The sequence below is a fragment of the Paenibacillus sp. BR2-3 genome, from assembly GCF_046529485.1.
Lineage (GTDB): Bacteria > Bacillota > Bacilli > Paenibacillales > Paenibacillaceae > Paenibacillus_AQ.
In genome coordinates this window covers 1,085,127-1,111,118 of sequence record NZ_CP126311.1, presented here as the reverse complement: position 1 = coordinate 1,111,118, position 25,992 = coordinate 1,085,127, and the positions used below count along the sequence as shown (strand labels likewise).

At 47.5% G+C, this 25,992-nt stretch carries 24 protein-coding genes and 2 pseudogenes; 5 read left to right on the top strand and 21 right to left on the bottom strand.

All coding sequences use genetic code 11. The annotated features are described in order from the left end of the window. Positions 1-57: 57 nt before the first annotated feature. Complete coding sequence (gene cas3, locus PaeBR_RS05270; RefSeq protein ID WP_410513833.1) at positions 58-2,517, bottom strand: CRISPR-associated helicase Cas3'; 2,460 nt, start codon at positions 2,515-2,517, stop codon at positions 58-60. Between the two features lie 310 nt (positions 2,518-2,827). Continuing rightward, positions 2,828-2,995, bottom strand: coding sequence for a hypothetical protein (locus PaeBR_RS05265; RefSeq protein ID WP_410513832.1), 168 nt, complete (start codon positions 2,993-2,995; stop codon positions 2,828-2,830). Positions 2,996-3,246: 251 nt separating this feature from the next. Between PaeBR_RS05265 and PaeBR_RS05260 the strand changes: the two genes are divergently transcribed. Further along, positions 3,247-4,203, top strand: coding sequence for an S-layer homology domain-containing protein (locus PaeBR_RS05260; protein WP_410513831.1), 957 nt, complete (start codon positions 3,247-3,249; stop codon positions 4,201-4,203). A gap of 136 nt (positions 4,204-4,339) precedes the next feature. On the opposite strand, the gene PaeBR_RS05255 is transcribed toward PaeBR_RS05260, so the two are convergent. The 14 genes from PaeBR_RS05255 to PaeBR_RS05190 form a co-directional block, all read right to left on the bottom strand. Further along, positions 4,340-5,011 (bottom strand): hypothetical protein, encoded by a 672-nt coding sequence (locus PaeBR_RS05255; protein WP_410513830.1) that lies wholly within the window; start codon positions 5,009-5,011, stop codon positions 4,340-4,342. 556 nt (positions 5,012-5,567) lie between these two features. Further along, positions 5,568-6,719 carry an IS110 family transposase gene (locus PaeBR_RS05250; protein WP_410512566.1) on the bottom strand — a complete coding sequence of 384 codons (1,152 nt, stop codon included), beginning with the start codon at positions 6,717-6,719 and terminating at the stop codon, positions 5,568-5,570. Positions 6,720-7,155: 436 nt separating this feature from the next. Beyond that, entirely contained in the window at positions 7,156-9,366 is a 2,211-nt protein-coding gene (locus tag PaeBR_RS05245) for a Tex family protein (RefSeq protein WP_410513829.1), read from the bottom strand. Between the two features lie 161 nt (positions 9,367-9,527). Next, positions 9,528-9,878: a type II toxin-antitoxin system PemK/MazF family toxin gene (locus tag PaeBR_RS05240; RefSeq protein ID WP_036649661.1), complete on the bottom strand. Its 351-nt coding sequence runs from the start codon at positions 9,876-9,878 to the stop codon at positions 9,528-9,530. Positions 9,879-9,881: 3 nt separating this feature from the next. After that, entirely contained in the window at positions 9,882-10,163 is a 282-nt protein-coding gene (locus tag PaeBR_RS05235) for a CopG family ribbon-helix-helix protein (RefSeq protein WP_410515080.1), read from the bottom strand. 204 nt (positions 10,164-10,367) lie between these two features. Further along, positions 10,368-11,558: an alanine racemase gene (gene alr / locus PaeBR_RS05230; protein WP_410513828.1), complete on the bottom strand. Its 1,191-nt coding sequence runs from the start codon at positions 11,556-11,558 to the stop codon at positions 10,368-10,370. Between the two features lie 220 nt (positions 11,559-11,778). After that, positions 11,779-12,861: a LolA family protein gene (locus PaeBR_RS05225; RefSeq protein ID WP_410513827.1), complete on the bottom strand. Its 1,083-nt coding sequence runs from the start codon at positions 12,859-12,861 to the stop codon at positions 11,779-11,781. Between the two features lie 131 nt (positions 12,862-12,992). Continuing rightward, complete coding sequence (locus PaeBR_RS05220) at positions 12,993-13,163, bottom strand: Spo0E family sporulation regulatory protein-aspartic acid phosphatase (RefSeq protein WP_410513826.1); 171 nt, start codon at positions 13,161-13,163, stop codon at positions 12,993-12,995. Positions 13,164-13,400: 237 nt separating this feature from the next. Next, positions 13,401-14,798 carry a transcriptional regulator gene (locus PaeBR_RS05215; RefSeq protein ID WP_410513825.1) on the bottom strand — a complete coding sequence of 466 codons (1,398 nt, stop codon included), beginning with the start codon at positions 14,796-14,798 and terminating at the stop codon, positions 13,401-13,403. 538 nt (positions 14,799-15,336) lie between these two features. Beyond that, on the bottom strand, positions 15,337-16,626 hold the full coding sequence (locus PaeBR_RS05210) for an MFS transporter (protein ID WP_410513824.1): 1,290 nt from the start codon (positions 16,624-16,626) through the stop codon (positions 15,337-15,339). Positions 16,627-16,703: 77 nt separating this feature from the next. Then, positions 16,704-17,858, bottom strand: a complete 1,155-nt coding sequence (locus PaeBR_RS05205) for a winged helix-turn-helix domain-containing protein (RefSeq protein ID WP_410513823.1) — start codon at positions 17,856-17,858, stop codon at positions 16,704-16,706. 470 nt (positions 17,859-18,328) lie between these two features. Further along, complete coding sequence (locus PaeBR_RS05200) at positions 18,329-18,703, bottom strand: hypothetical protein (RefSeq protein WP_410513822.1); 375 nt, start codon at positions 18,701-18,703, stop codon at positions 18,329-18,331. A gap of 136 nt (positions 18,704-18,839) precedes the next feature. Beyond that, positions 18,840-18,977, bottom strand: a complete 138-nt coding sequence (locus PaeBR_RS05195) for a hypothetical protein (protein ID WP_410513821.1) — start codon at positions 18,975-18,977, stop codon at positions 18,840-18,842. 32 nt (positions 18,978-19,009) lie between these two features. After that, complete coding sequence (locus PaeBR_RS05190) at positions 19,010-19,375, bottom strand: hypothetical protein (protein ID WP_410513820.1); 366 nt, start codon at positions 19,373-19,375, stop codon at positions 19,010-19,012. 147 nt (positions 19,376-19,522) lie between these two features. Here PaeBR_RS05190 and PaeBR_RS05185 point away from each other — a divergent pair. Further along, positions 19,523-19,828, top strand: a pseudogene (locus PaeBR_RS05185) (GNAT family N-acetyltransferase); the annotation flags it as partial. A gap of 65 nt (positions 19,829-19,893) precedes the next feature. Continuing rightward, positions 19,894-20,529: a hypothetical protein gene (locus tag PaeBR_RS05180; protein ID WP_410513819.1), complete on the top strand. Its 636-nt coding sequence runs from the start codon at positions 19,894-19,896 to the stop codon at positions 20,527-20,529. Positions 20,530-20,599: 70 nt separating this feature from the next. On the opposite strand, the gene PaeBR_RS05175 is transcribed toward PaeBR_RS05180, so the two are convergent. Then, entirely contained in the window at positions 20,600-21,445 is an 846-nt protein-coding gene (locus tag PaeBR_RS05175) for a L,D-transpeptidase family protein (RefSeq protein WP_410513818.1), read from the bottom strand. A 193-nt stretch (positions 21,446-21,638) separates the two neighbouring features. Between PaeBR_RS05175 and PaeBR_RS05170 the strand changes: the two genes are divergently transcribed. Continuing rightward, entirely contained in the window at positions 21,639-22,001 is a 363-nt protein-coding gene (locus tag PaeBR_RS05170) for a hypothetical protein (protein WP_410513817.1), read from the top strand. A gap of 162 nt (positions 22,002-22,163) precedes the next feature. After that, positions 22,164-22,671, top strand: a pseudogene (locus PaeBR_RS05165) (GNAT family N-acetyltransferase). 95 nt (positions 22,672-22,766) lie between these two features. On the opposite strand, the gene PaeBR_RS05160 reads toward PaeBR_RS05165, so the two are convergent. The 4 genes from PaeBR_RS05160 to PaeBR_RS05145 all read right to left on the bottom strand — a co-directional run bounded on the left by PaeBR_RS05160 (position 22,767) and on the right by PaeBR_RS05145 (position 25,925). Then, positions 22,767-22,958, bottom strand: a complete 192-nt coding sequence (locus PaeBR_RS05160) for a hypothetical protein (protein ID WP_410513816.1) — start codon at positions 22,956-22,958, stop codon at positions 22,767-22,769. After that, positions 22,868-23,104, bottom strand: a complete 237-nt coding sequence (locus PaeBR_RS05155; RefSeq protein WP_410515079.1) for a YhcH/YjgK/YiaL family protein — start codon at positions 23,102-23,104, stop codon at positions 22,868-22,870. The genes PaeBR_RS05160 and PaeBR_RS05155 overlap by 91 nt, the downstream gene beginning before the upstream one ends. Positions 23,105-23,402: 298 nt before the next feature. Further along, positions 23,403-24,356 carry a carbohydrate kinase family protein gene (locus PaeBR_RS05150; RefSeq protein ID WP_410515078.1) on the bottom strand — a complete coding sequence of 318 codons (954 nt, stop codon included), beginning with the start codon at positions 24,354-24,356 and terminating at the stop codon, positions 23,403-23,405. Between the two features lie 78 nt (positions 24,357-24,434). Next, positions 24,435-25,925: a glycoside hydrolase family 32 protein gene (locus PaeBR_RS05145; protein WP_410513815.1), complete on the bottom strand. Its 1,491-nt coding sequence runs from the start codon at positions 25,923-25,925 to the stop codon at positions 24,435-24,437. Positions 25,926-25,992 lie beyond the last annotated feature (67 nt).

Genomic DNA, 25,992 nt, shown 5'->3' with positions numbered 1-25,992 from the left:
AACATACGGAATATTGAATTTAGTGATTAAAAAGATATAATAAGTTTCTTATTGCTTTTAGAACATATACATATCGAGCGGACTGTCATTCTCCAAATTAAGCCCATACTCCTTATGATAAGTCCCCTCTTTCAGGGCTAGAACCTGCCCATCCAGGTAAGAAACCAATCCTCCACTCTTGCTTAATAGCTCTTTTTCATAACTGAAAATATTGATAGAGTACTGCTGTGCCTTGCGCAACAAGCGGGTCAGATCGGGAATGCTCCGTTGCCCGTTCAATTCTGCGATGATATCCTTACCTTCCTCTGCCCCGTCTCCAAAAGGCACAATAACCGAGGTCGTTAGATTATCAATGACTTCAAAGTGTTCAGCAGCTGTCTTATAACTGTTGGCTAGGAACAAAGGCAAAGCTGCCTCATGCTTCCCTCGGTAACCTTGATAATACGGGTTATCTTTTTTGGATGAGGACAGCAATGCCATCATTTCGATGCGCAGCTTACGCACAGAGTAATTGAGATCCGCAGCAAATTCCGTATAAAACTCTTTAAAGTATTTCTCCATCGCTTCTACAGATAGAATATGCCCTCCATGATAAGAAGAATCACGGCTTAAATCGACCAGGATCTTTTTTGAAATCTCTTTGCCCTTTTTGATTTCCTTTAGATATTTCAAGTTTTCTTCCCCATGGTCAATTATATAGACTTGCCGCAGCGGGTCTTCCCCGTGCCGGTTGCATCTGCCCGCTGCTTGAGCTATGGAATCCAGCCCGGCAAGTGAGCGAATCACGCACTTGAAACTGACATCCACCCCCGCTTCAATTAACTGTGTACTTATGCAGATAACAGGCTTCTTATCCTCAAGAAGCTGCTTCACTTCCTCCAAAATTTGCTTGCGGTGCGCCGCGCACATAGATGTGCTCAAGTGATATACCGGGTTATCCGCCGCTCTCTCCTTTAACTTGCGATATAAATCTTTGACCACTGTCTTCGTATTTAAAATGACCAGCACGCTTGGAACCTCTTGCATCCTTTCCAGAATGAAATCTGTGAGCCGGTCGTTTTCAAATGAATCCCCCGTTGCCCTATCTACGATTTCGACTCGTTTGAATGCTCCAATAACTTCGTCCAAATCCCGTATCATCTCAGCTTCAGGCTCGATCTCCAGCTTATGCCTCACAAAGTTCAGTTCGGGTTGTGTAGCTGTACAGAGTACAATGCTAGACTGAGCATATGTCTTTAGAAAGTTCAGAGCCTGATTGAATAAAGAAATGCATCTCACCGGAACCTTCTGCACCTCATCGAAGATGATGACCGACTTGCTTAAATTATGCAATCTGCGAATGTTACGGCTTCCGTCGGCATAGAACACATTCAAAAACTGCACCATTGTTGTAAAAATGATAGGTGAGTCCCAATTATCCTTGGCCAGATTTAATTTCTGCCGCATATTAATTAAGCCGTATTCATGCTCGTCACTCTCACCATCTTCCTCTACTACGTTGGAGTGATGTTCCAAAATATTGGCTTCATCTCTCAGAATATTGCGTACTTCATTTGCACTTTGCTCAATGATGGTTGTGTAAGGAACTACATAAATAATCCGATCTTTCCCACATAGATCAGCATGTTTTAACGCATATCTCAAACTTGCCAGTGTCTTCCCGCCACCGGTGGGTATCGAAAGAGTGTATATTCCCGATGGATGGGCTGCAAATTCGTCGCATTGTTCGGACATCTTTTTTCTCAATAGATTAATTGGGGTATTGGCGTTCTTGTGCTTTTGGAAGGAGTGGATATGGGCCATTAGCCTTTCGTAATATTCGCTAAATAAACCTTTCTGGCTAAAAGCCTCCTCCATTCTGTCTTCTTCAAAACAGCGCGTATTCGTCCGGTCGGCGTCGATCAGAGCACTGAAAATATATTTCGTCAGAAACATTAATTTGAGCTCCGGGGATGTTGAAGAATCCTTCTGGAGATATGCAGCCAATTCCTTAGTAGCTTGGTCCACATATTGCCGGTATTCAGTCTCAGGCATGACATGCATGAAGAAATTCCTCTTTGTCCATTCAAACTCCTCAAACCGTTTGTCGCGAACACGGCGTAAATAATCCGAGTCCGAATCCGGGTTTAAAAAATCGTGAAGGTAAGAATGGTGAGAAATGATAGCGTTACCAACAACCTCTGCCAATATCATTTTATGTATGTGTTCGGCCTTTTTGGCGTTATCTTTGGGGAGACTATGAAGCTGCTCGAACAATAATTTCCCCCCTGCCGTCGAATGATCTACGCTTCCTCTTTTTGGTGGAGCATCAGGGTTCTCTACAGCCTCAAGTATGTAATTCCGGAATTCTTCCGTGTATTTTCCCAGATCATGAAGCATACCGGCCAACCCTGCAACATGTTTAACCTGCAATTTATCGCCGAATCTTTCAGCTAATGCCTTTACCCCCAGTAAATGCTCAGCGACGGTCTGAATCTTCTTGTCACTTTCTCGAATATGGGCAATGTACTCTTCCATACTTTCCTCCTTTGAAAAGAGGTTAATAAAACAACCATAGATGCAATTTTTTTGCAAATCAGGAACACTTACTTATTCTATAAGAATAACAGATACCCTGTAGAAAAATGTAATAATCCCCCTCCAATTAAGGACATTATTTTACAAATTTGAGCACGCAAAGAAACGTGAACTGAAACCAGTTCACGCACGTGATGTTGCCGCCCCCTTCTTCCTCTTCCCCATATGCCAATTTATGTACACATGCCAAAAATCCACCCCCGCTACTAGAGAGAGGGTGGATTTTTTATTCAAGTCTCTTTTCAAAAATTTAGAACATCGGGAATACGTATTTAACCAGGAAGAACAACAGTCCAAAAAATATAATCAAATAAGCAGCGTATTTAATAAAGGTGGATGCGACAGCGCTGGAATCCGATTTCTTGTGCACCTCCGTGCGCTCCACTTCAATACTTTTGTCTTTGTAGTTTGGATCCATCATCAATCTCTCCTCTCAAATTTGAGTTATATACATTGAACTGAAAAACATTTATATACAGTCATTAACCTGTTGTTTTCATGCCTGAAACAAACAGCTGATTACATCCGGCGAAATAATCCATTGACGTTGCCAAGGGGAGGCGACCTTCGATCCGCTTCATTCAGCAATGTTCATAATCCTAATATTCTTTATTTACCCTGCAACATTTGTCAACAATCCGACATCTAGAGTATAGGAGGTGATGCACAATGAAGAGACTTTCTATGATAAACCACGCTAAAAAAATGACTATAGCGTGCGCTATTCTGGCGGCATCCGTGTCTTTCGGGGCATCGGCGTTTGCATTTTCGGATTTGAAGGGCAGCCCCGCTGAAGCCAAAATAAATGCTCTGCAGACTAAAGGCCTTATCAACGGTGTAACCCACGGCAAGTTTGCTCCTAAATTTAAATTGACGTTCGGTCAGGCTGTACAATTCATCGTCAGCGGTTTGGAGTTGAAATCGCAGCCTTCGAATGGAAGCAGTTTTTCAAAAGCCAGCGACTATTTTGACAAAGTAAGTGATAAAGCCTGGTTCGCTCCAGCCTTTCTGACCGCAAAGCAAAATGGCCTATCTCTGGACCGCAGCGTCAACCCGAACGGCATGATTACCCGCGCTCAGTTCGCACATTTGCTGACTCAAGCCCTGATTAGCAAAAGAGATTTCCCTGTAACCGAGATGTATTTTAGTATTGCGGATGGCGACAAGCTGCCTGCCGAAATTGCCAACAGCCTGCAAATCCTACTCAATACGCATATCATTTCCTTGGAAGCCGGCAGCAAGTTCCGGCCCAATGATGTCATCACCCGTGTTGAAGCGGCAGTTTGGGTCTATGATGCAGCAGAGTTTGCCCAAAAGGTAATTGTACCTGCCAATCAAACCCCGGCTCCCGTTTATGACAAAGCAGAGGTATCTGTGGTAAAGGCAGCGGATGGCGTAAACAAAGTGTCCCTGACCGTAAACAATTTGCCACACCCGGGTTACGGCTTGCTGGTGGAGAGGATTGAGTTCCGCAAAGACAAGACAGCCGTTATTTATTACAGCGTAACCCTGCCCGATCCGGATAAAATATATCCTCAAGTGATCTCCAAGGCTACAGTAGTAACTTACCTGTCCGACGATTACAAGCCAGTAGCCCAATACGTACCTGCTGTCCCTGCAAAGTAACGGCATAAACTTGAGTAATAATAACCTATACAGTAAACTAAAAAACCTTCAAGCTACGCCCGGCATAACCGTTTCGGTCAGCAGGGTCGAGCTTGGAGGTTTTTTGAAGACCGGAAGGGGCGGCGGCCGTCTTCTTTCATGGTGTCCATTGATCGTGTATGATACCTACCAGTGCATGATCGTCCCCGATTTTCTCAAAGACGAGACGCAGGCTGCGCCAGTCCATCCCTTCTACAGCAGGATCAATACCTTCGATATGATATTCGACGAAGTCGTGGCTGTCCTGTGGATAGACTTCATTCAAATTGTTGACTGTCGTGCCTTGCCCGAGGCTCTTGTTCTCCGCAATCTTGGCATCCTTGATAAAATCCGCATCGTAGACGAACTGCTGATGGTACTCCGCGTATGTCATCTCGATCAGCTCGCCTGATCCAGCGAACGTCCGCCACACGCGTTTCTTGGAATCCTCCATCAAAACCTTCAGCTCATCCTTAGTAAACACGAGATCAGTCTGGGTATCAACGTAAGCGTAAGGTGAGAACCGAACCCCTTTCTTCGGATGAACCCATGCCGCAAGCGTGCTCATATCGCCATCCTTAAGAGCCGTGATAACCGATGCCGCCGCTTCCAGCGCCGTCGGCGGAAGTCCCTCCATCGGCACTTTCGTTTCCTGCGGCTGCTCCTCTTGGGGTTGTTCCTGTACCTGCTCCTGCGGTACCGGAGCCGCATCAGGCGCTCCAGTGCACGCAGCAAGCAGCAGCATTACGGCCCCCAAAACGATCCATCCCATATTCCTGACTCTGTACATATGTTCCCCCCTTTCACTAATGTTCTCCTTTTTTGGATCAACACCAGAATCAGAGCTTCTACAAAATGTTGCATGCGGGTATACGCGGATTTGAGCCGTTGGGCGGACTGTATAGCCCTTGATATGAACGAAACTGTCAAGCGCCGCTGTAGCAACTCCGTTTTTGGCGCACTTAAACAAACCTATCAATAGACGTCTTTTAAAGAGAGCCCCCTTTTTCCAAAGGGGTTGACTCTGAGTGTGACTTCTTTCCTTACACATTAGGGAGGGAGCATGTCCTTAGCTTGGAGGCAAAAATCATTCGCTGGTCGGCATCCTGATATTCGTGGGTTTACACATGGTATTAATCCATCTGAAGAGCCTGCCGCTAACTATTTTCGTCCATCGTTCGCAAGCAAACGGGCACAAAGGGCTTCCGCGGCGTTTCTCTTCACCTTGCTCGATTTTGCCTCCAAGGTAAGTCATGCTCCGGCTTCCTGGCATTCATCTCCTTTCCTTTAGGGAGTGATTTTTCAGTGGTATACAGCGTCACATTGCAGTAGACGGACGGAGAGGGTTACCCGGCAAGCTTGGACTCCGGGACGGGGTTTCGGTCGTCCATCTCCAAAGCTCGGGCAATCGCCCATACAAATCCGGCAAGCTCCCGGGCAATGGCGGCTACGATCTTCGATTTGTGCTTCCCTTTTCCCAGCATGTTCATATATTTGCGGTGCAACCGGTTCTGTGCCTCCCAGGCCATCCGCTGCACCTCCGGCGGCAGTCCGGTGATCCGCTCGCGCAGTTTGCGGCGCACTCCCGGCGAGTGCCGGTAATGGTGGGCAGCTTCGACCAGCACCCGTCGCAAATGCGCATTACCGGCCTTGGTCAGCTTCCCCTGACTGCGGCTCACGCCGCTGGAGTGCTCGCTGGGCACCAGACCACAGTAACTCATGAATGAGGGGGCGCTGGCAAACCGCGTCACGCTGACCATCTCCGACACCAGCGTCGTGGCGGTGAGTGTAGCCACCCCTCGCAGCGCCTGAAGCGCTTCAATAAGCGGCGCCTGCGCATGGGTGTGGGAGAGAAGCTCGATCTCTTTTTCGTAACGCCGGAGTCGTTCTGCCGTTTCTCGAATGCTCTCCCGGTATTCCTGAAACACCATACGGTGGCAGGGACTCTCGAAGCGGAGGGTGTCCAGCCACTCTTCGTAGGCGAAGGTCCATGCCTTGACCTTGCTTGGGGGAGCGAGCTGCAAGCGTAGCAGAAACTTGCCCATGCGCTGCTTGTGGCGGTTCATATCTTCTTTTGCGTCCTCCCGGGCTCGAACGAGATCCCGGAGAGCTTCCTCCTCAGGGGATGGGATGTAAACACCGGTCAGCTCGCCGGCACGAAACAGCTGAGCCAAACGCAGCGCATCCCGCTTGTCGGTCTTGATTCGGTCGCCGGCCCGCTGAGGGATGAGGGAGGGAGCGACAACCGTACAGGAAATGCCGGATTCCAGCAGCCAGCGGTGAAGCATGTACCCGGTGGGCCCGGCTTCGTAGCAGACTTCCAGTTCCGCTCTGGATTCTCCGGAACCTTGCAACTGCTGCAAAAGCCTTAGAACACGTTCCCTGGTATGTTCGATAATCCCCCAGAAGCGGGGTTCGCTTCGGCCCTCGTCCGCGATGGCTACAGCAATTTTGGCTTTGGATACGTCTAATCCAATATACTTTTTGGCGATACTCATTAGTAAACCGACTCCTTTTTGTTTGTTAGCTCTGAATTGGAATCTTTGAGCCATTCACTCTTAGGATTTCCATTTCAACCTACGAGATAAACAAATTGCGATGTCGGTTTCGTTCATGATAACTATTATCGTGCTGATTACTAAAAGAGAACAGAACGGACTGAGGTGACGCTAATTGTGGATTCAACGCCTTCTTTAGCCCGCTTTCAGCTAAATAAGGGCTTCTCTGTCCGCCAAATACGAAATCGGGGGTATTTCAAGTCGGGTAGCGCCTCCTGGGTCCGCCAAAACGGTCTTGTGGATTTGACTTCCCCCCTTTTTAACGTACATTATTCCCAAAAAGTTGCAGATATGAGAGCCCCAGAGCGTGCCAAACAAAAAGCCATCTACTTTTATTCCTAAGTAGATGGCTTTCTCCTATCTATAACAAGCCGCCTTATCCGCGCGGCGGGCGCATGGTCAGGCTGACCCGGCCTTTCTTGAGATCGACGCCCATGACCCATACGGTGACATTATCGCCTACGGAGACAACGTCCATCGGATGCTTCACAAAGCTGCCGCTGAGCTGGGAGATATGTACCAGCCCGTCGTTCTTGATTCCGATATCGACAAATGCGCCGAAATCGATCACGTTGCGGACGGTTCCCTGCATCTCCATGCCGGGAACCAGATCCTCGATCTTCAGCACATCGGTGCGGAAGATCGGCAGGGGCAGCTCCTCGCGCGGATCACGGCCGGGACGCTGCAGGCTCTCCAGAATGTCGCGCAATGTCGGCACGCCGACATCCAGCTTCACAGCCAGCTCTTCGGCGTTTTGCGCCTCCAGCTCTGAAGCGACTTCCTTGCTTCCCAGCCGGGCAACATCAAGCCCAAGCTCTCGGAACAAGCGGTCTACTACCGGGTAAGATTCCGGGTGAATCGGAGTCCGATCCAGTGTATTGTCCCCGCCGGGAATCCGCAAGAAGCCTATGCACTGCTCATAGGACTTTGCGCCGAGACGCGGGACCTTTTGCAACTGTTTCCGGGTCGTGAATTTACCGTTCTCTTCCCGGAATTTAACAATATTCTTGGCGATTGTAGAATTAACCCCGGCTACGTAGGACAGCAGGGATGGAGATGCCGTATTTACATCGACACCCACATGGTTAACAGCTGATTCTACGACAGCCTTAAGACTTTCTTCCAGATGCTTCTGGGAAACATCATGCTGATACTGCCCGACACCGATCGCTTTCGGATCAATCTTTACCAGCTCAGCAAGCGGGTCCTGCACACGGCGGGCGATGGAAGCGGCACTGCGCTCCGCTACATCCAGATCCGGGAACTCCTCCTGAGCCAGCTTGGAGGCGGAATAGACGCTGGCTCCCGCTTCATTGACGATCAGGTAGGCCAGCTCCGGATTGCCGATTTCGGCAATAACCTCAGCCGTGAACTGCTCGGTCTCCCGTGAGCCGGTGCCGTTGCCGATTACGATAAGCTGGATGCCGTATTTCGCAATCAGCTCCTTGAACTTCGCGGCAGCCTCGCGCTTCTTGTTGTTCGGCGGTGTCGGGTAAGTCACCGCAACCTCCAGCAGCTTGCCGGTATCATCCACAACCGCCAGCTTGCAGCCTGTGCGGTATGCGGGATCGACGCCCAGCACGCAGCGGCCTTTGACCGGCGGCTGCAGCAGCAGGCTGCGCAAATTACCGGAAAAAATCGATATCGCCTGATTCTCTCCTTTGCCTGTCATCTCCCCGCGCACCTCACGCTCAACAGAGGGCGCAATCAATCGTTTATAGGAATCCTCAATTACAGCTTCCAGCAAGTCCTTTACCGGAGTTGGCCCTTTAATCACCTTTCGTTGGATAAAGGCATGGATTTTATCCGCCACAACCTCTAGTCCAACCTTCAGGATGTTCTCCCGCTCTCCGCGGTTAATGGCGAGTATACGGTGCGGAGGCATTTTATGTACAGGTTCACGGTAACTATAGTAATTCTCATACACGGATTCCTGCTCTGCATCCTTGGCCTCAGACACAAGCACCCCTTGGCTGGCTGTATACTCACGTACCCATGAGCGGATAGCGGGGTCATCGGCAATATTCTCGGCAATGATGTCCATTGCGCCCTGCAGTGCTTGCTCCGCGTTTTCCACACCTTTTTCCAGATCCACATATTTAGCCGCTTCCTGGTCGGGATTCCCCTGTCTTTGCTGCTCCATTATCCAGTCCGCCAGCGGTTCGAGTCCCTTCTCCTTGGCAACACTCGCTCGTGTCTTCCGTTTCTGGCGAAACGGACGGTACAAATCCTCAACCTCCTGAAGCTTAACCGCACTGGAAATTTGCTCATGCAGCTCTTTGGTCAGCTTCCCCTGCTCTTCAATATTGCGGATAACGTCCTTCTTGCGCTCGCCCAAATTGCGCAGGTAAGCCAGTCGTTCTTCAATATCCCGCAGCGCATTTTCGTCCAATTCCCCTGTCATTTCCTTGCGGTATCTCGCGATGAATGGAATAGTATTGCCTTCGTCCAGCAATCCAACGGTTGTGCGCACCTGCTTTACGCTAATTCCCAGTTCCTTGGCGATGGCAAGAGTAATGGTCTCCTGCTCCCGTTTTGCTGCTGCCTCATCGGTTACTACTGCTGTGTTAGTTGTTTCTGTAGCCAATAATATCCCTCTTTCCTTACCCCAATCTACCTTACGTTTTTGCCCATATCTGAAATAGTATCACAAATTAACGCTGTGCCAAAATTAAAAAGGCGCACCAGGCTCATTCGCCGGTGCACCTTATAGCGCTCATTATTAACGGATCTATGTCTTTACCTGAATTAAAAGTCAATCAAGCCAAGACTGATTTGCAGCGAATCATCCACCTTTTTCATGGTATCATCGTCGAGGTGGGTGATCTTGTCAGTCAAGCGCTGCTTGTCAATCGTCCGGACCTGCTCCAGCAAAATGACGGAATCCCTGTCAAAGCCGTGCGCATCCGCATCAATTTCCACATGCGTGGGTAGTTTGGCCTTCTGGATCTGCGCCGTTATAGCGGCCACAATCACCGTCGGACTGAAACGATTGCCAATATCGTTCTGGATAACCAGAACGGGTCTTACTCCGCCCTGTTCTGACCCCACTACCGGGGAAAGGTCGGCAAAAAAAACGTCGCCGCGTTTAACGATCAATGTCTACACCCCGCTTACTAAGCGGCCAAGAGTGCTGTCTGCATCTTCCTCAGCGAGGAATGCCTCGCATGCCATGGTTAAGTTGATCTTAGCCATTTCCATGTATCCGCGCTGCATGGACTCCCGGATGAAACGTTTCCTCCGTTCGCTCAAGTACAGCTTCATGGCCTGCCTGATCAATTCACTCCGGTTGGAATTCTCCATTTGAACGATCCCATCCACTTCCTGTAAGAGATGATCGGGCAAGCTGATCATGATTCTTTTGGTGTTTTGCAAATTGGCCACCTTCTCTTCCACCCCCACAAACCTTCTGCCCTTGTCTTTCAGTGTAGCAATATACAAGGAATTTTATACAAAGAATATATGCCGTTAGTATATCAAGTATGCTGCATCCCATTATAAACTAGAAACGGCGGTTCGTATAGACTAGACATCACATAGTTGTCTACGATTTATATCCTCCCAAATCACCACTGTATAAAGAACCCTTTAGGACTTTACGATCTGAAGCAGGGGATTTACCAATTTCGGAAGTGCACCTTTGCGTACATACACACGTGGGACACGGTGAGCCAGCATGCAAATTACCTCGTAGTGAATCGTTCCAAGATGGAGAGCCAACTCGTCTGCCGTGATGGACACGTCAGATTGGCGGCCGATGAGTACAACCTCTTCGCCGGCTTTGATTTGTTCCGCTTCTTCAGCGAAAGATTTGAGCGATACCATACACTGGTCCATGCAGATGGTTCCGACGACCGGAACGCGGCGTCCGCGTATTAGCACCTCAGCTTTACCGCTTAACATGCGGGAATATCCATCTGCGTACCCCACGGGAAGCGTGGCAATCACTTCTTCGCTCTCCGTAACGTAACGGGTACCATAGCTGATGCCCCAATTGGGCGGCAGGCTTTTCACATATACTGCCTGCGTCTTCAGCGTCAATACCGGGCGTAGAGATACCAAATGACGGTTTACCTCGGCTGACGGGTAAAATCCGTATATACTGATACCTACACGAACCATGTTGATGGATAGATGAGGTGTATCAATAGCTGTAGCGCTGTTGCCCGTATGTATAATCGGGATATTCAATTCCTTCTCCCGAAGCGCTTCCGCCACGCCCGTGAATCGTCGGTGCTGCTCCAGTGTATAACTTTTGTCTTCTTCATCCGCCTTGGCAAAATGGGTAAACATTCCCTCCAGCTCCGCCTGTGCGATCTTGTGCACTTCAGCGATGAAAGCCGGCGCGTCTGCTGGCAAAAGTCCCAGCCGCCCCATCCCGCTGTCGATCTTGATGTGCACCTTCAGCCTGTGGTCCGGGTCTACGGGAAGACGTCTGATCGCTTCCAATACCTCCGGAGTGAACAGTGTTACGGTTACGTTATTCTCCCAGGCGACGGCGATTCCTTCCGGAGAAGTGTAGCCCAGCACCAGGATAGGAAGTAGTATTCCCGCCTGACGCAGCTCTAATGCTTCATCCAAAAAAGCCACACTAACATAGTCTGCACCTAAGGCTTCCAACTCCCGCGTCACTTCCACTGCTCCATGGCCGTACGCATTTCCTTTGACACATGCCATGAACTTCGTCTCAGCCGGCAAATACCGGCGAAAGGCTTCGTAATTCGCACGCAAATCATCCAGATTAATCTCGGCTACTGTCGGTCGATAGCTTGCTTGCACTTCAAAGTCACCTTCTTAGTAGAATACGTCATCTGCAGCAATCGCATTGACCACTGCCCTTAATGGTAATGGTAATGCTAAAAGAAGGGGGCTGTCAATGAAAGCAGCACTATCTTCCTTACAGGAATATTCCCCCATACCGGCGGAAAAAAAGAAAAAAAGCGAATACTACGTTGTAGAGGAATAACTCCCACAAAGCGCAGTATCCGCCTACTATTTTTTATTTACCCGATTGTTCCTGCATAGAAGCGGCAATTTGCATCATTTCCGGAACCGGCAGATTGGAGCTGATAATCCGGTACTCTATACCTTCGGTTGTCCACGTTAATGTCTGCTGTTCGTCCCCGCTCAGCAAGCCGACAGTAAAGCCTAAATCAACTACCGACCCCGGTGCCAGCGATACCGCACGGTCCAGAGGGCGGGCTTCCATAATCGTATATTGATATATCCCGTCATAACGAATAAGCACGGCGTGATCTTCGCTGCCCTCCATTTTATGGGAGTCTTTGAATTCTACTCCGACAGGAGTATAATCCGGCTCGATAATTCCGAAATTACCCAGATCAGCAGTGACCGGCAACTGCGAAGCCTCTTCCCCGGATGGTGCTACCGGATTGCCGTTCTCGTCGACCTCTGCTACGGTGCTTTGCGAAGGAGTCTGTGAGGTCATATTCTTTTGCATATCAAAAGAACCCTCAGGAAACTTCGCATCAAAGGTAAAGCTGTCAAACTTCACATCCACGACTACTTTAGCTTCGGAATCGGACACCTGTACCTGCTTTGGTTCATAGGTCTTTTTGTTCAGCCAAATCTTCTGGCGCACAAGAGCAGGGCTCTGATAATTAGCGGCCACCTCAAATATGTAGCTGTCCTTATCGTCTACAAACTGGCGGTTGTTATCGGAAACAATGCCCCCAACCAGCGTCTGGTACAGATAGACCTGACCTTGTTTGTCCGGCCAGTCACTTTGGAAGCGGAAGCTTTTGTTCAGGCTTGGCGTGAGCACGAACACTCCGTCATCATTGCGAAGTACAATTTGGGTAATGCTCCTCTGAACATCCGACAAGCTGATCCGGTAATAAGAAGGGTTCTTATACCATACCTCCACCTTATACTCCTTTGGCTGCTCGCCGGTATACAGAGTCATCGTGCCCGAACCTTGATAGGCTCCCTGCTTGCTCTCCAACTTGTCGGCCACAGCATTTAAATCCTTGACCACGGAAGCGGAATCCTTCTTCCCGCAACCCGTCAACACCAGGGCAACGCTCATAATGATTGCGAGTACCCATGTTATCCGGCGCATGACATCATCCCCTTAACCTGTTTTGAATGCCTTGATTAGTACATGTCTATGAGGGACCCCACCGCAATATGCAGACGGGCATGACAAGCGGGAGCTTGAACAAGAATTCTAAAATTTCCTGCTTCCTATAATTACTTTTCAATTCTATAGACAGCGCAATAATATTTATTTATTAGTTCATCTAATTTCATAGACTGTTTTATGACATTCGGATGCAGCAACCCGCCGTGGTTCCTCTCCATCCGATAAAGTTCTACCCTCGCGCATTCTATTTTCTTCTGGATCACTTCCGTCTTTTTCATGGACAATACCTCCTTATGTAATATTTTAGAGGTATATGTCAAAATATAGGTTTCTATCATTAATGCAGTACCCATAGCAGGAGAAGGGCGCTCCCGAGTCACCCCAGGAACGCCCTTCTGCTTACTGTGATTTTAAATTACCATCCGCCGTTTCCATGGATCTGAGGTGTGACTACCACATCCTCAACTGAAACTAATTCAGAAGCATACGCGGGAAGGGCCACTACTAATAAAACACTAAATAACGCCAACAACAAAGCCAGTTTTCTTTTCATTTCTTCTCTGCACCTCACTTATTAAATTTTGATATTGCTTTTGAGCCTCAGGGGTTGCGGCATACCGGAATTGCTCAAATAGACCGACACACCTGATAATACAAGCTTCATTGTTAATTTTAACAGAAACTCCCAAACTATCTATGATACATTTAACACCATTTCCATATTTTCCTTGATTGAAATAGTAGGAGGCCAGTTCGGCCATAAAGTGACAATAGCCATCCGCAATAACTTGTTCATTGTAAGTTCCTATGGTTCCCTGTTGATTTCTATACGAAGAAATTTCTTGTTCAAACCGCAGCAGTATATCATCCACGTTGAAATGATGCTGATTGGCAGCTTGGAGTATTTTAAATAGAGCCGGTAGAATTTCATCTTTCCGCTGCTCGATATAACTAACGTATTCCGGAAGCACCCTGCTCTCCCCCTTCAAGAGTTTAAAAAGAGAGGTATTGGCTTTAGCCCAACCCATGCATTGATTCATGAGCTGCAGTACTTCCTCATTATTCTCTTGGATCCAGCTCATATCCGAGTAAAGTGAAACGTAATGTAATGCCCTATCATAATCTCCAAGCTCTCCATAAACCACTGAACATAAAACATAAGAATACAAAATATATGAGAATAAAGGCATGGCAGGTTCTTTTTGAAATCCATCTCTTCTTGCTTCCACATGTCTGTTTGCGTATTGAATTGAAGCTTTGCACCCCATTCTCTTTGCCAGCTCCTCTACCTTATCCCATCGGTGCAAGGAACTATATGTATTCGCCAAATCCTTCAGCGCATCGAGCTGATCCACTTCATCCAAGCGGTCGACAAAGCTTTCAAAGTGCACAGCTGCCCGCAAATTCACGTCCTGATCGTTGCCCAGAGCGGCGGTAAACAAACGGTACCGGCAAAGAGCCAACCGTTCCGAATGTTGATACTTCTCACCTTCAGCCACGTTTTCATACAGCAGCACTGCAGCCTTATGCTTTCCTTCTTTAAAAAAGGTCTCCGCCGTCTCAAATAATACGGAGGCATAGGATAGGTTATCCATCATCATCGATACCACCCAACGGATATTGTCCAGCTTGTCCAGCTCCGCGCAGCGATATAAAAACGGGCGAAGACGCCGCCAGTTAGGTGTAGATCCTATGAAGCACTCATCCGCATATAATTCATAAAAGAAGCCCGGGACAAGTCCCATGCCTTCTGTGATACGATCCAGCTGCTGCATGGCAATTGGACGGTTCCCGTTAATAATATTACTGATCGTTCCCGAATTCACTCCGGACGCTTCTGCAAACTGGTTAATTGTTGTAACTTTCCTTTTAAGAAAGTCTTCCAGCTCTGCACGAATGGTCGTCTGCTTCATTTGTCAAACCCACCTTTCGCCGCTTTATTCCAAATCGGTTGTCTTTTTCATAATAATATGGTGAATTATTCCATCGGTCAATTATTTCAAACTATATTTAGAAATTAAAAGTGGATTCGTGACAATTGTAAAAACTTTCAATTATAGAATGCCAAAAAACACTGAAAAGGGTCTCTCAACCACTTCCAGTGTTTTAGGTTCGGAACTTTATACTATATAAGATGAACTAAAGATTTTACTTAGGGGTCGTTCGTAACTACGGAGAATGTTTGGACTTTCGGCCGCTGTTGTCGTAAGAATTTCTTCAATTGTACCGCTCTTCGCGGCTGAAATCCGGAGACAAAGGCGGTCGCTATCGCTCCTACAGTTCCAAACCTCTCCTTCGTTACTCTCCCTCTTTATCATATAATTCTTTAGTTCGGTTTATATAGGTTCACTCAGGAGGTGTTATCATAATACCCAGCCTATCTGTATAAGGCTTAATCTGTTCATAAAGTCGCTCTTGATTGCCATAAAAAGGATTTTTTTAATCTCATTTCTATTTGCTCAAGGCTGCAGCAGGCTGTTCTATCTGGCTTACCCCGTCGTCCTTCCCCGCAGGCCACAGCACCCGCCCAAAGAGAAGTCCAACCACGCCAAGCAGCGCGATCACAACCCCAAAATTTACAAATATGCGGCCAGGGCCGACAGCTTGAACCAGAATGCCACCAAGCAGAGGTGCTCCAATCATTACAGCGCTAAGTATTGTACTCTGAATACCGAATACCCGGCCCGTCATGTGCGGGGGTGTTTCTTTTTGGAGGCAATAATTGAAGGTAATCATAATAACACCGTTCCCGATGCCCATCACGAATCCCAGCAGCAGGACCGGAATGAGGCCATCGCCCGGCTGCAGCAGACCCAAGCCCCCGATTGACCCTCCGATAAGCAAATAACCGGTTCCAAGCTTCCAACCATACCCCGTTCCGCGATTCATTTTATTCATGAGTATAATAATGAGTACGGCACCTGCGCCGGAAGCAGCCACTAGCCAGCCCAGCAGAGATTCCTTATCCGGGGAAATCACTCGAAAAAGGCTGGTAAACTGAAAATCAATCATCTGAATAGCCAGTGCTCCGGCCAATCCGAACAGTATGGTATTCAACAGCAGCCTGCTGCGAAAAATAAAACTCCAGCCTTCTCTCCACATCGTGCGAAGCGGTATCGATTTCTCTTTTGCAGCGGAATTATCGCTTTCTTCTCCTGTTTGAGCGTTCTTGACGGTGAGCAGGAGAAGATAAGAGCAGGCCCGCAGGATGGCATTGAGCAAAATACACCACTGAGGTGTGAGCACGGATAGAGCGAAGCCGCCCAGAAGGGGACCGGCGATTTTGGAGCCCTGGTTCACGAGGCCGTTGAGTGAGGTTGCTTGCAGCAACTGATCTTCCCGCACAATGCGGCGGGTTAAAGATTGCTGCGACGGTACGTTGAGTGTAGAAATTGCGGCACGAAGTGTCAGCAAGGGAAGCAGCCAACCCATACTCGGAGCGAATAAGACCAGCGCGGTCAGGATTGAGGTGAGCAGATCGCAGATACGCATTATTGTCAGCTTGTTCAGCCGATCCGCAGCCACACCTGCAACAGAGCCCAGCAGGATACCGGGTAAGGCCATGGATACAGGAATCAATGCCAGCATGAGCGAACTTGCGTGCCACCGGTACCCTACAAGCACCTGAATGGCGAGTGTATCGAACCAGTCACCGAAGGCCGCAGCGGCAAATGCGCTGTACACACGGATGTATATTTTGTTATGGAGCAGGCTTGATCCTGCCGGTGTTGCAGCGTTCATAGGACATTCCTCCAAAATTACAATTAAGAATCACGTTGTTCCTGATCCTAATGTAATGGGGAATTGTCAGAGAAATATCAGAGAGCGTGGAGATAGTTGTGAATTGCCGCTTCCAGCGGTTTCATCAGCCGGTTCAGGCCGAGTTGTTCCTGCTCTTCTTCAAATAACCTCGTATATTTGTGCTCCAGGGCTTCCTTGGCCTGAAACCTTCTGCAATAATGAACAATCCGGTGCAGAGCCAGTAGCCGGAGTGGGATGAATCCGGACATATCCAGTACTCCAAGTCCCTCGTCCATCAGATTCTCCGCTTCACGCCACTCTTTTCGCCTCAAAGCCCACATTCCCTTTACAACTTTATAACTGCCGATCTCACGGAGAAAAGGCTTTTCAAGCAAAAGCTCCTCAATAGCCGTGGCCATCCGGTTCAGTTCTTCGTTCTGCGTTCCCGCTGCCAGATGGGCAAACATCTCCGAAATGGCGACAGGCAGCCGGAATTTCTCCATCTGTAATTCAGCGATTACCTTATGGGTTAGCTCAAGCCGTTGCAGCGCTTTGTCCGGCACACCCGCCACCGTATATAAATCCAGAATGTTGAGAATTTCCATCTCCCGGTGCTGGGAAGGCGACATTAATTTCTTCTCCAACGCTTGTTCGCAGTAGGCCAGCTTCCCCTCCGGCTCCCCGGAAAACATGAAAAACAGCAGCAGCCAATATAACCGCTCCCCCATAGGAACCTCGCTTGTATTCAACAGCCATTCCAGATCTCCCTGCACAAAATGAACATATACCGAATAAAACGAGTCCATCTCATATCCCAGCACATCCTGCTGGCGCGCAAGGATCAGCATCGACCTCCCTTGGCCATATTGATGATATTTCACGAACACTTCCCGCATCGTCTCACGCAGCTCTGCATCTTGCGCTGTTGGATGGGCAGCAGCCAAAGTGTGGGAATTGGGTACAGTCAGACTGTAACCGAAGCCGCGAAGGGTCTTGATATCAAGCCCTTGAAGGCTGCCAAGCTTCTTGCGGAGCCGGTATATATGGTCATCCACCGTACGCTCTGCCGGATATTCCAGCGGCCACACCTTGTCCAGCAGCTGTTCCCGGCTGAATGTACGCCCCCTGTTCCGGTACATAAACTGCAGAAGCGCAAACTCTTTGGCAAACAACTCAACCGTAATCCCTTCAGCAGTCACCTTATATTCGCTCTCATTCAACTCCAGATACATGTCCAAATCCCTTCTTTCCAACGGAACACTTCATTTGTTACTCATTATATCAGGCGCAAGTAAAAAAAGAGCAACCTGCAGGTTACCTTGCAGAATTGCTCTTTTAGCTTTTAAATAGAATCATTTGGATACGGCTTGAAATTCTTTTTTCAATAGCTCATATTGCACTTTTAACTCATTATAATCTTCATGAAGCGTCCAATCCGTTTGTGCTTGTTTTAAATGAGCAGAACGACCATGCTTACTCTTCATCCAAATATTATAAAAATCATCAACAACGGACAAATTATTAATGGGTATTCCATGGACTTATAGACCTTTACTATAATAAGTCCAAAAACACGCCTTTCAGAAGAAGAATCCTTTCTCGAATGGAGCATTCCAGTTGGAAAGATATTATAACTTCTCCTTACCCCTCAAAAAGAATATCAGTGAATATCCCGTTACTGAAAGTACTGCCTCCAAAATGTCTAAAGCACCAATTTACTCTTCTCTTTTATCCAGCCCTGCAAGGCCGTATCTTCCGCTTCCGACAGCTTGTTTCTTCTCATAATAATTACTTCTGTTCTCTTAGCCTTAATGTCAAAATAATAGGTTTCCTTCAATAATTGTACTCTTTTTATCCATTCCCAATCTCTTTCGGTCGTTATTCCGGTTAGCTCATCTGTGACCATTATTTTCCCTTCAGTAAAACTTATGATTAGAGCCGTATCTTTCCTTTTATTGAACTGAATATAGGCGGATAGTATTATGGCCGCTACACCCGTCACAAGAAGAGTTATGTAAATTATAAAAAATAATAAAACCTTATTGTCTACAGCCTTTACTTCGGTTGCCGGATTCATAAATAAGTAAGCCGCAATTAAGTACAGGAAAATACTTTTCCTTAAAAAATTCCTCACCTTAGCTTCCAGGAGTGAATTAAAAGTATAGGTGAACCTGCTTGTTATTTGGTGAATGTCCATTTGTCTCTCCCTTTAATTATTTTTCCTCTTGACGTTCAATTGCTTTATGTAACTTTTTTTCTAATTGCTCTATGTTCAATATGTAATGGTTGTTCCATGCATCTATCAGCTGTTTGTAGAGTGCTTGGATTTCGGTCGTTTTTGAAAATTCCATATGGGTTTCCCATCCTTTTCTGATTGACTGGACTAATTAACTAATTCTCTTATTAGCTCGTTTGCCTCTATTTTAGTGCTTGCAGGTCCAAACACATACCCGTTCATATTATATTTTTTATCGATATCATTTAACTTCAACCAAACTTTATCCAGATTATAAGAAGCGTTTATTGTGCCCAAAGTTCTTGCGTTCCCTATGACAGTAGGTTTATCAAAAAGGCGCCTATAAAGCTCCCCTCTCAGTATAATCGTTGTTTTCTTTTCGAAATCATTATCAAAAGAATAGGCCACGGAACTATATTCCCTATTAATATCGACGGGTTTGAGGTATAAAAATACACAAATTGTTATAGAAATCAGTAAAAATCCAAGTATACCTAACTTCCAGTATTTCAATAAAAACCTCCTCCTCTTCTCTTTGGTACAATGTTAAATATGCATATCCCGACACCCCATAGAAAGTGAGCATTGGAACATGTATGAATACCCCTTTACTGAAATTTTTGCCATTATGGAGGCTTCGTTCCCGAATTCCGAACACGTGAAGCGCAATGGGCATTGCTTGCTGATCCAAGATATCGTCTGGTTACAGACCTGAATGATAACGGCACCGTGATCGCTTTTATGGCTGTCTGGGAATTCCCGGGATTCCGCTTTGTCGAGCATATGGCGGTTGATCAGGCGTTACGTGGAAGAGGCTTGGGGAACCGGCTGATGAGTACGTATCTTGCAGAGTGCCTTAATCGGATTAAGCAAATCATCAGTCCTTCCTATTCGCCATGTCACAACCAATTTCCTCCAAATGAGACAAAAAAACGTTCTATTTCTAACTGGTTCTGTAATGAATAACACAGACTTTCCTTAGAGATAATAACCTAGTCTCAAAATGAGCCATTCCAAGGAGGATAACGATCTTGAATTCAAACTTGTCTAGCCAAATTAACCAATGTGAACAAATCATTCAGCAGCTTGTCAGCCAGACACAACAGGCTAATCAAATGTATCAGCAAATGCTTCAGCAAGAGCAGCAAAATGCAATCAGACTGGAGGAACTGGCGCAGCGCGAGCACAAATCCGTTCAAATGATTCAATCCACACTGCACGGCCATCAAACAGCTCTGCAGCAAATGCAGCAGGTATCCCAGATCTGTAGACAGCTGGAGCAAAGCTCGCAAGCTGGCAGCTACAGCACATCCGCTTCAGGCTTTAATCCATCCTTTAATACGTCCTATAACCAGCAACCAATGCATACTTCCTCCATGCATTCACCGATGACTTCCCAGTTCTCTTCAAACATTGGTTCGGGTAGTGGAATGGGCTCCGGTATGAGTTCCGGTATAGGTTCAGGTATGAGTTCCGGCATGGGCTCAGGTATTGGTTCCAGCATGGGTTCAGGTATTGGTTCCGGTATTGGTTCCAGCATGGGTTCAGGTATGGGCTCAGGTATTGGTTCCAGCATGGGTTCCGGTATGGGTTCCGGTATGGGTTCCGGCATAGGTCAAGGTTCGAACGCATCTTCTATTTCGAGTCAAAACAGAAACTTCCAATAAGAGCCTGACCGCTTCATCATTAGGATAAAAAAAGGGGTTGGCAAGATTCCGTTCCGCCGACCCCTTTTATTCAGTCCGAAAGAATAACCGTCTTTTTCTGTGAATCCCACTTTACCTGAAGCCCGAACCATCCGGGGATGTTTTTCAGCGGAATCATTACGCTGTTATTTTGTTTCAGAGAAGGCAGCATAGCGACGTCCCTTCCATTCACTTTAGCTGTGTTTGACTGCGGCTTATGGATAATCGTACGCTTTCCCCATGTAATCGTCAGAATTTCCTTTTGAGCGTTCCAATTCACCCCTCCCCCAAGTAAATTCAGGGTCTCCCTTAGCGGCAAATAAATACGGCCCTTTTCAATGACCAGCTCCTGATTCAGCTTCACAGATACATCGTTAATGACCAGGGTTCCGGCAAAAATCTTCCTTCCGAGCGTGTACCCATGCTTCACAGCAATGGTCTCCATCCCTGCATCACTTGAGGTGATTACGACCATCGTGTTCTTCTGCACCCTTGGAAACAGCCAGTGGATATCCTCGTTGTGCATACGTATGCACCCGGAGCTGACATACTTTCCAATCGAATTCTCATTGCTGTTACCGTGAATGGCATACGTGGTTCCGTAGGTACCGTTGACCTCCAGACCCAGCCAGCGGTCACCCAGCGGATTGCGTGGATCTCCTCCCGGAATTTTTTCTTTGTAATAGGGTCTGTTTTTGATCTTCACTACGATTTTAAAGCTGCCTTCAGGGGTTAGACTTTGGGTTCTGCCCGTAGCGACTGGAAAAGTCCGTTCCAGCTTCCCATCGCTAAAGAATGCCAGTTTGTTCACCTTTTTGTTGATGATGATCAGATCATTGCCTGCTGCGCTTGCTTTTCCGGTAAAGAAAGCACAACAGAGTAAACCGAGTACGAGCAATAACGTGATGATCCGCTGAAAATAAGAACTCAGTTTGGAATCCCTCCTTCATGTCTTGGGTCTCCAACTAATATATAGATACCAAAGGGTGTCCTATGATACCGATCTTCAGCGTAATCGCTTACAGACAAATTTGTTCCTCTTGTGTAACTTTTACCCATAAACGAACGTCAAAGGCATTAGGGGCGATACCATGAACAATAAATTTATTACGATCCTGATCTCATTCATTCTCATTGCCGGAGCTTTTTACGCGGGTTACCGGACAGGAAGCCATGGGAGCAGCCCGGAAGCTGAACCATCCACAGCTCCTTCGTTATATTCGAAATGGGTCTTTGCAGACAAACCGCCTTTGCCGGTCATTCTTATTGAAGGCCAGGATATAAAGGTGTATCGCGGGTCCTATAGCTGGAGTCAGGTCTCAGGCAAAGGCGGCAACGATATCCTCTTTGTAGATGCTGATACTGCCTCTCCACCCATGATGAAGACAACTGTGGCTCCAGCCGGTTCACAGATCGAAAGTCACGCCCTGCTTCCAAGGGTGTTATACCTATAGCATTAATTGCGAATGGTTCCTGGACCAAGGACAAGCGGACTATTTCTTCGCTATTCAGGTGAAGTGATATCCGGTCATTTTCAATCAATATTGTAAACGTTACTCACTTCCATATAATGAATGTATGCAAAATAAAAGAATAGCGAAAGGATAGATCCTCTGATGAACGCTAAGATTACAATGACTTTAGTAGAATCGTTAAACGCCGATATGGAACAGGACTTAAGCCATTTGCTCATTAGAGTCGTGGAGGACGGAGCATCTATCGGCTTCCTGCCGCCGCTTGATCCCAAGGAGGCTTCTATATTGGCGGGACGTGATTCAACCCGGGGTTATGCTGTGGGTAGCCAAAGAGAATGATATCATCGTGGGGACGGTACAGCTGCAACTGGCATCGAAGGCCAACGCTAGACACAGAGCAGGAATTGCCAAGCTAATGGTACATCCGGAGCACCGCAGAAAAGGGATTGCCGGGCTGCTGATGGAAACCGCAGAAGCTGCAGCTGTTGCCGACGAAAGAAAACTTATCGTGCTCGACACGCGTGCGGGCGATCCCTCAAATACTCTGTATTTATCGCTTGGATACATAGAGGGTGGCAGAATCCCGGACTATACGCGGTCTGCTAACGGGGAGCTTCATGCGACAGTATTTTATTACAAGATGCTGTGACCTCTGATCAAACATATGTAGCCAACCTTCTTTATATTTCAAGAAGAAACGGCTGCGCCGTCCTTTGAAGACGGCATCCGTTTCTCGGAGAAATCTTAGATTTTAATTTTCAAAATATCCCCGGAGCTTACAGCTACTGCGGATTCCAGTGTTCCATTGAAAAATACCGCGTCCTTCTCATCGCTATATTCCTCTTTCACTTCAAGACGTTCAATCGCTGCGTAACCGATTTTCTCTTTGCCTCCAGAATATAATGAAGGTTCAGATTCTTTCTGTGTGCTTCCCAAAAACAGTCTTCCGCATCCTTCGTTTCATACTCATTAATGAAGTAAAAGAGTTCTTCGTCTACCTCGTGACGTCCGGCAGCCTGGCCGGTGAAATCTGTGGTCGCGTAAAAATAGCAGTCCTCTTTAAATTTTCGGGCCGAAGGCAGCCTCGTCTTCCAGCAGATGTGTTAAAGAATCAACGATCATTATTGAAATCCCCCTTGAATGGTCATTATCCCATTTCGTGCTTTTATCAGTACATACAGGTGTAAATCAGTTTATACATGTATACATAGGCATAATAAGGATTTATTCTGGTTTGGTCTATGCCCTTTTTCACGCAAACTGACGATGCAGCTTCCTGACGATAATCCGGCAGAACGCAAGAAGGGTATCCCTTGGTGGGATACCCTTCTTGCGCCAATATGTTGATCTCTCTATTTCTCCTGCGTAAAAGGCACGCTTCTATCCTTCCACTTCCTTATAAGACGGCAAAGCCGAAATCGCACCGACCTTTGTGCAGACAAAAGCTCCGACTTTATTAGCAAAAGTAATAATATCTGCCCATTGTGAAAAGGTGATCCCCTCGAAATTCATATTCGGACGGGACAATTGGAACAGGACGGCGCCAACAAAGGCGTCCCCAGCGCCGGTAGAATCTACCGATTGTACTGGTATGCTTGGCACTTCCGCATGATATTCGTTATTGGAGAAGAACGTGCCTTCTCTCCCCAACGTTACAGCAACGGTTCTTGCCCCAAGCTCATGCAGCAGCTTCACTCCTGAGGTAACATCCCCGTTTCCGGTAATGAGCTCCAGTTCTTCCCCGCTTACTTTGACGAAATCGGCCATAGATGCACCCTTTCGGGCGAAGTCTACAAAATCCTGCGTCCGCGAGCCCCAGAGGCTGCTGCGGTAATTGGGATCAAAGGAGAGGAATTGCCCCTCCCTCTTCACATTTTCCATCAAATAAAAATAAGCATCTAAGGAAGATCCACCCAGCATGGCGGTAGCGGACCCGAAATGGACTATGGTTGCTTGCTTAAGCCGACTTAACGGAACATCCGACCGGGTAAAGTTTCCGTCCGCACCGCGATTGAACATAAAGTCGCGTTCCCCGTCTTTTTGCAGGGATACAAAAGCCATTGTTGTCAAAGACAGAGTATCTCTGGCTACTAACTCAGTATTCACCCGAACCTCGTTCAGTGTTTGGACTAAAAAATCGCCGAACGGGTCACTACCCACTTTACCTGCAAATGCAGCTTTGCCGCCCAGACGGGATACAGCAGCGGCTACGTTAGCCGGCGCCCCCCCTGCCTGCTTCATGAAATGCTCTCCTTGAGAAAGATTCACACCCGCTTCGGTGCAAAAGAAATCGATCAACAATTCACCGACACAGAGCACTTCGTTTTCTTGAATAACTCCAGTCCCTACATTAGACACGCAGTAAATCCCTCCTAAACATCCAGCTTATAACGCCCTAATATGCACCTAGTCTTACGTATTCATTCCGGTATATATTGAATCCAGCTCATGCAGCTGTAAAGAAATCACCTTCACGCTGCCTCCAATTGTGTACAGCTCCATACCTGTACTGGAGAGATCCGGAAAAATCTGATCCGTAATCGCTACAGCTCCTTCGTCCGCAAACACTTCGATGGAAGACCAATCCATAAACAGACGAAGTGTGACCATACCGTCTACAAGTTCAAGCGGCACGCTATGTTTGCATCCGAAGTGAGGCTGAAAGTCTGTAGTCCCGGAATTGGAACGATCTACGAACAGCAACCGGTTCAATACATCGTACCCTACAACCGTTTCTTCATCACCTGACGTGCGCAGCTTTAAGCCGACCTCTGACGCGCTTCCAGGCTCGAAAGAAATTTCAATTTCATACCGATCTCCGTGGTGGCCTGCAAGAAGGTTGCAACCCGGTTCTACTATAATGTCCTCCCATGAAACCGTGCTCCGCCTCAGTTTTTCCACTTCTACTACCGGAGTTTGAGCCACACGAACACCATCCTTACGGGTAACCAGTGAAAGCACTCTCGGCAATGTCATCGCGCTTCTCCAAGTGCTGGTTGGGGTCAAATTCGCGTACTTCCAGTTGCTCATCCAGCCAACATACAGCTTACCACCGTTCTCTTGATCTGCATTCGACCAGGTTACTCCGGCATAATTATCTCTCCCGTGATCCAGCCATAAAATCGTGTCGGGAGAAGCGTTATTCGTGAAGCGGTACCCGTCAAAATCTCCGACAAAATACTGGATCCGCGAGCCTTCCCGTAGCTCGGGATGATCTCCGATACTGACAATCAGAACCCATTTATGATACCCGGGGTTGCCATCCACAGGCAGCTTAATCAAATCCGGACATTCCCACACTCCGTCATGTGAGCCTTCGGTCGCTCCGAACTCACTGGCCAATGACCACTCTTTTAAATTTCCTGACGTGTAGAACCGAATATGGTCTCCGGCAGCAATTGCCATCACCCATACGCTCAGCGGTTCATGCCAAAACACCTTAGGGTCTCGAAAATCAGTGATAGTCTCATCGCTTAATACTGGGTTACCCTCGTACATGGTCCAGCTTCTGCCTTTATCTAAACTGTAAGAAAGGCTTTGTCTTTGACGCGGTCTTCCGGTATCGGGATATTCATCCGCATGGGTAAACAGAGCTACCAAACCGGAACCACCGGAAAAGAACCCGCTTGTATCTTTCTCATCCACAACAGCGGAACCAGAAAAAATAAATCCGTTATGGTCAGGCTTCAGAGCGATAGGAAGATGCTCCCAATGAATAAGATCCCGGCTTACGGCATGGCCCCAGTGCATGGGCCCCCATGTCGTGCTCTCCGGATGATACTGATAGAACAAATGATATTCCCCTTCGAAATAAACCATCCCGTTCGGGTCGTTCATCCAATGGGCTTCCGGTGTAAAATGAAATTGCGGACGAAAAGCTTCGGTATACGATAATGTTGTCATTGGTGAATCACCCTGTCTCTCAAAAAATCAGAGCGCAACGCTGAAACCTGTTGCGCTCCGTCGGTAC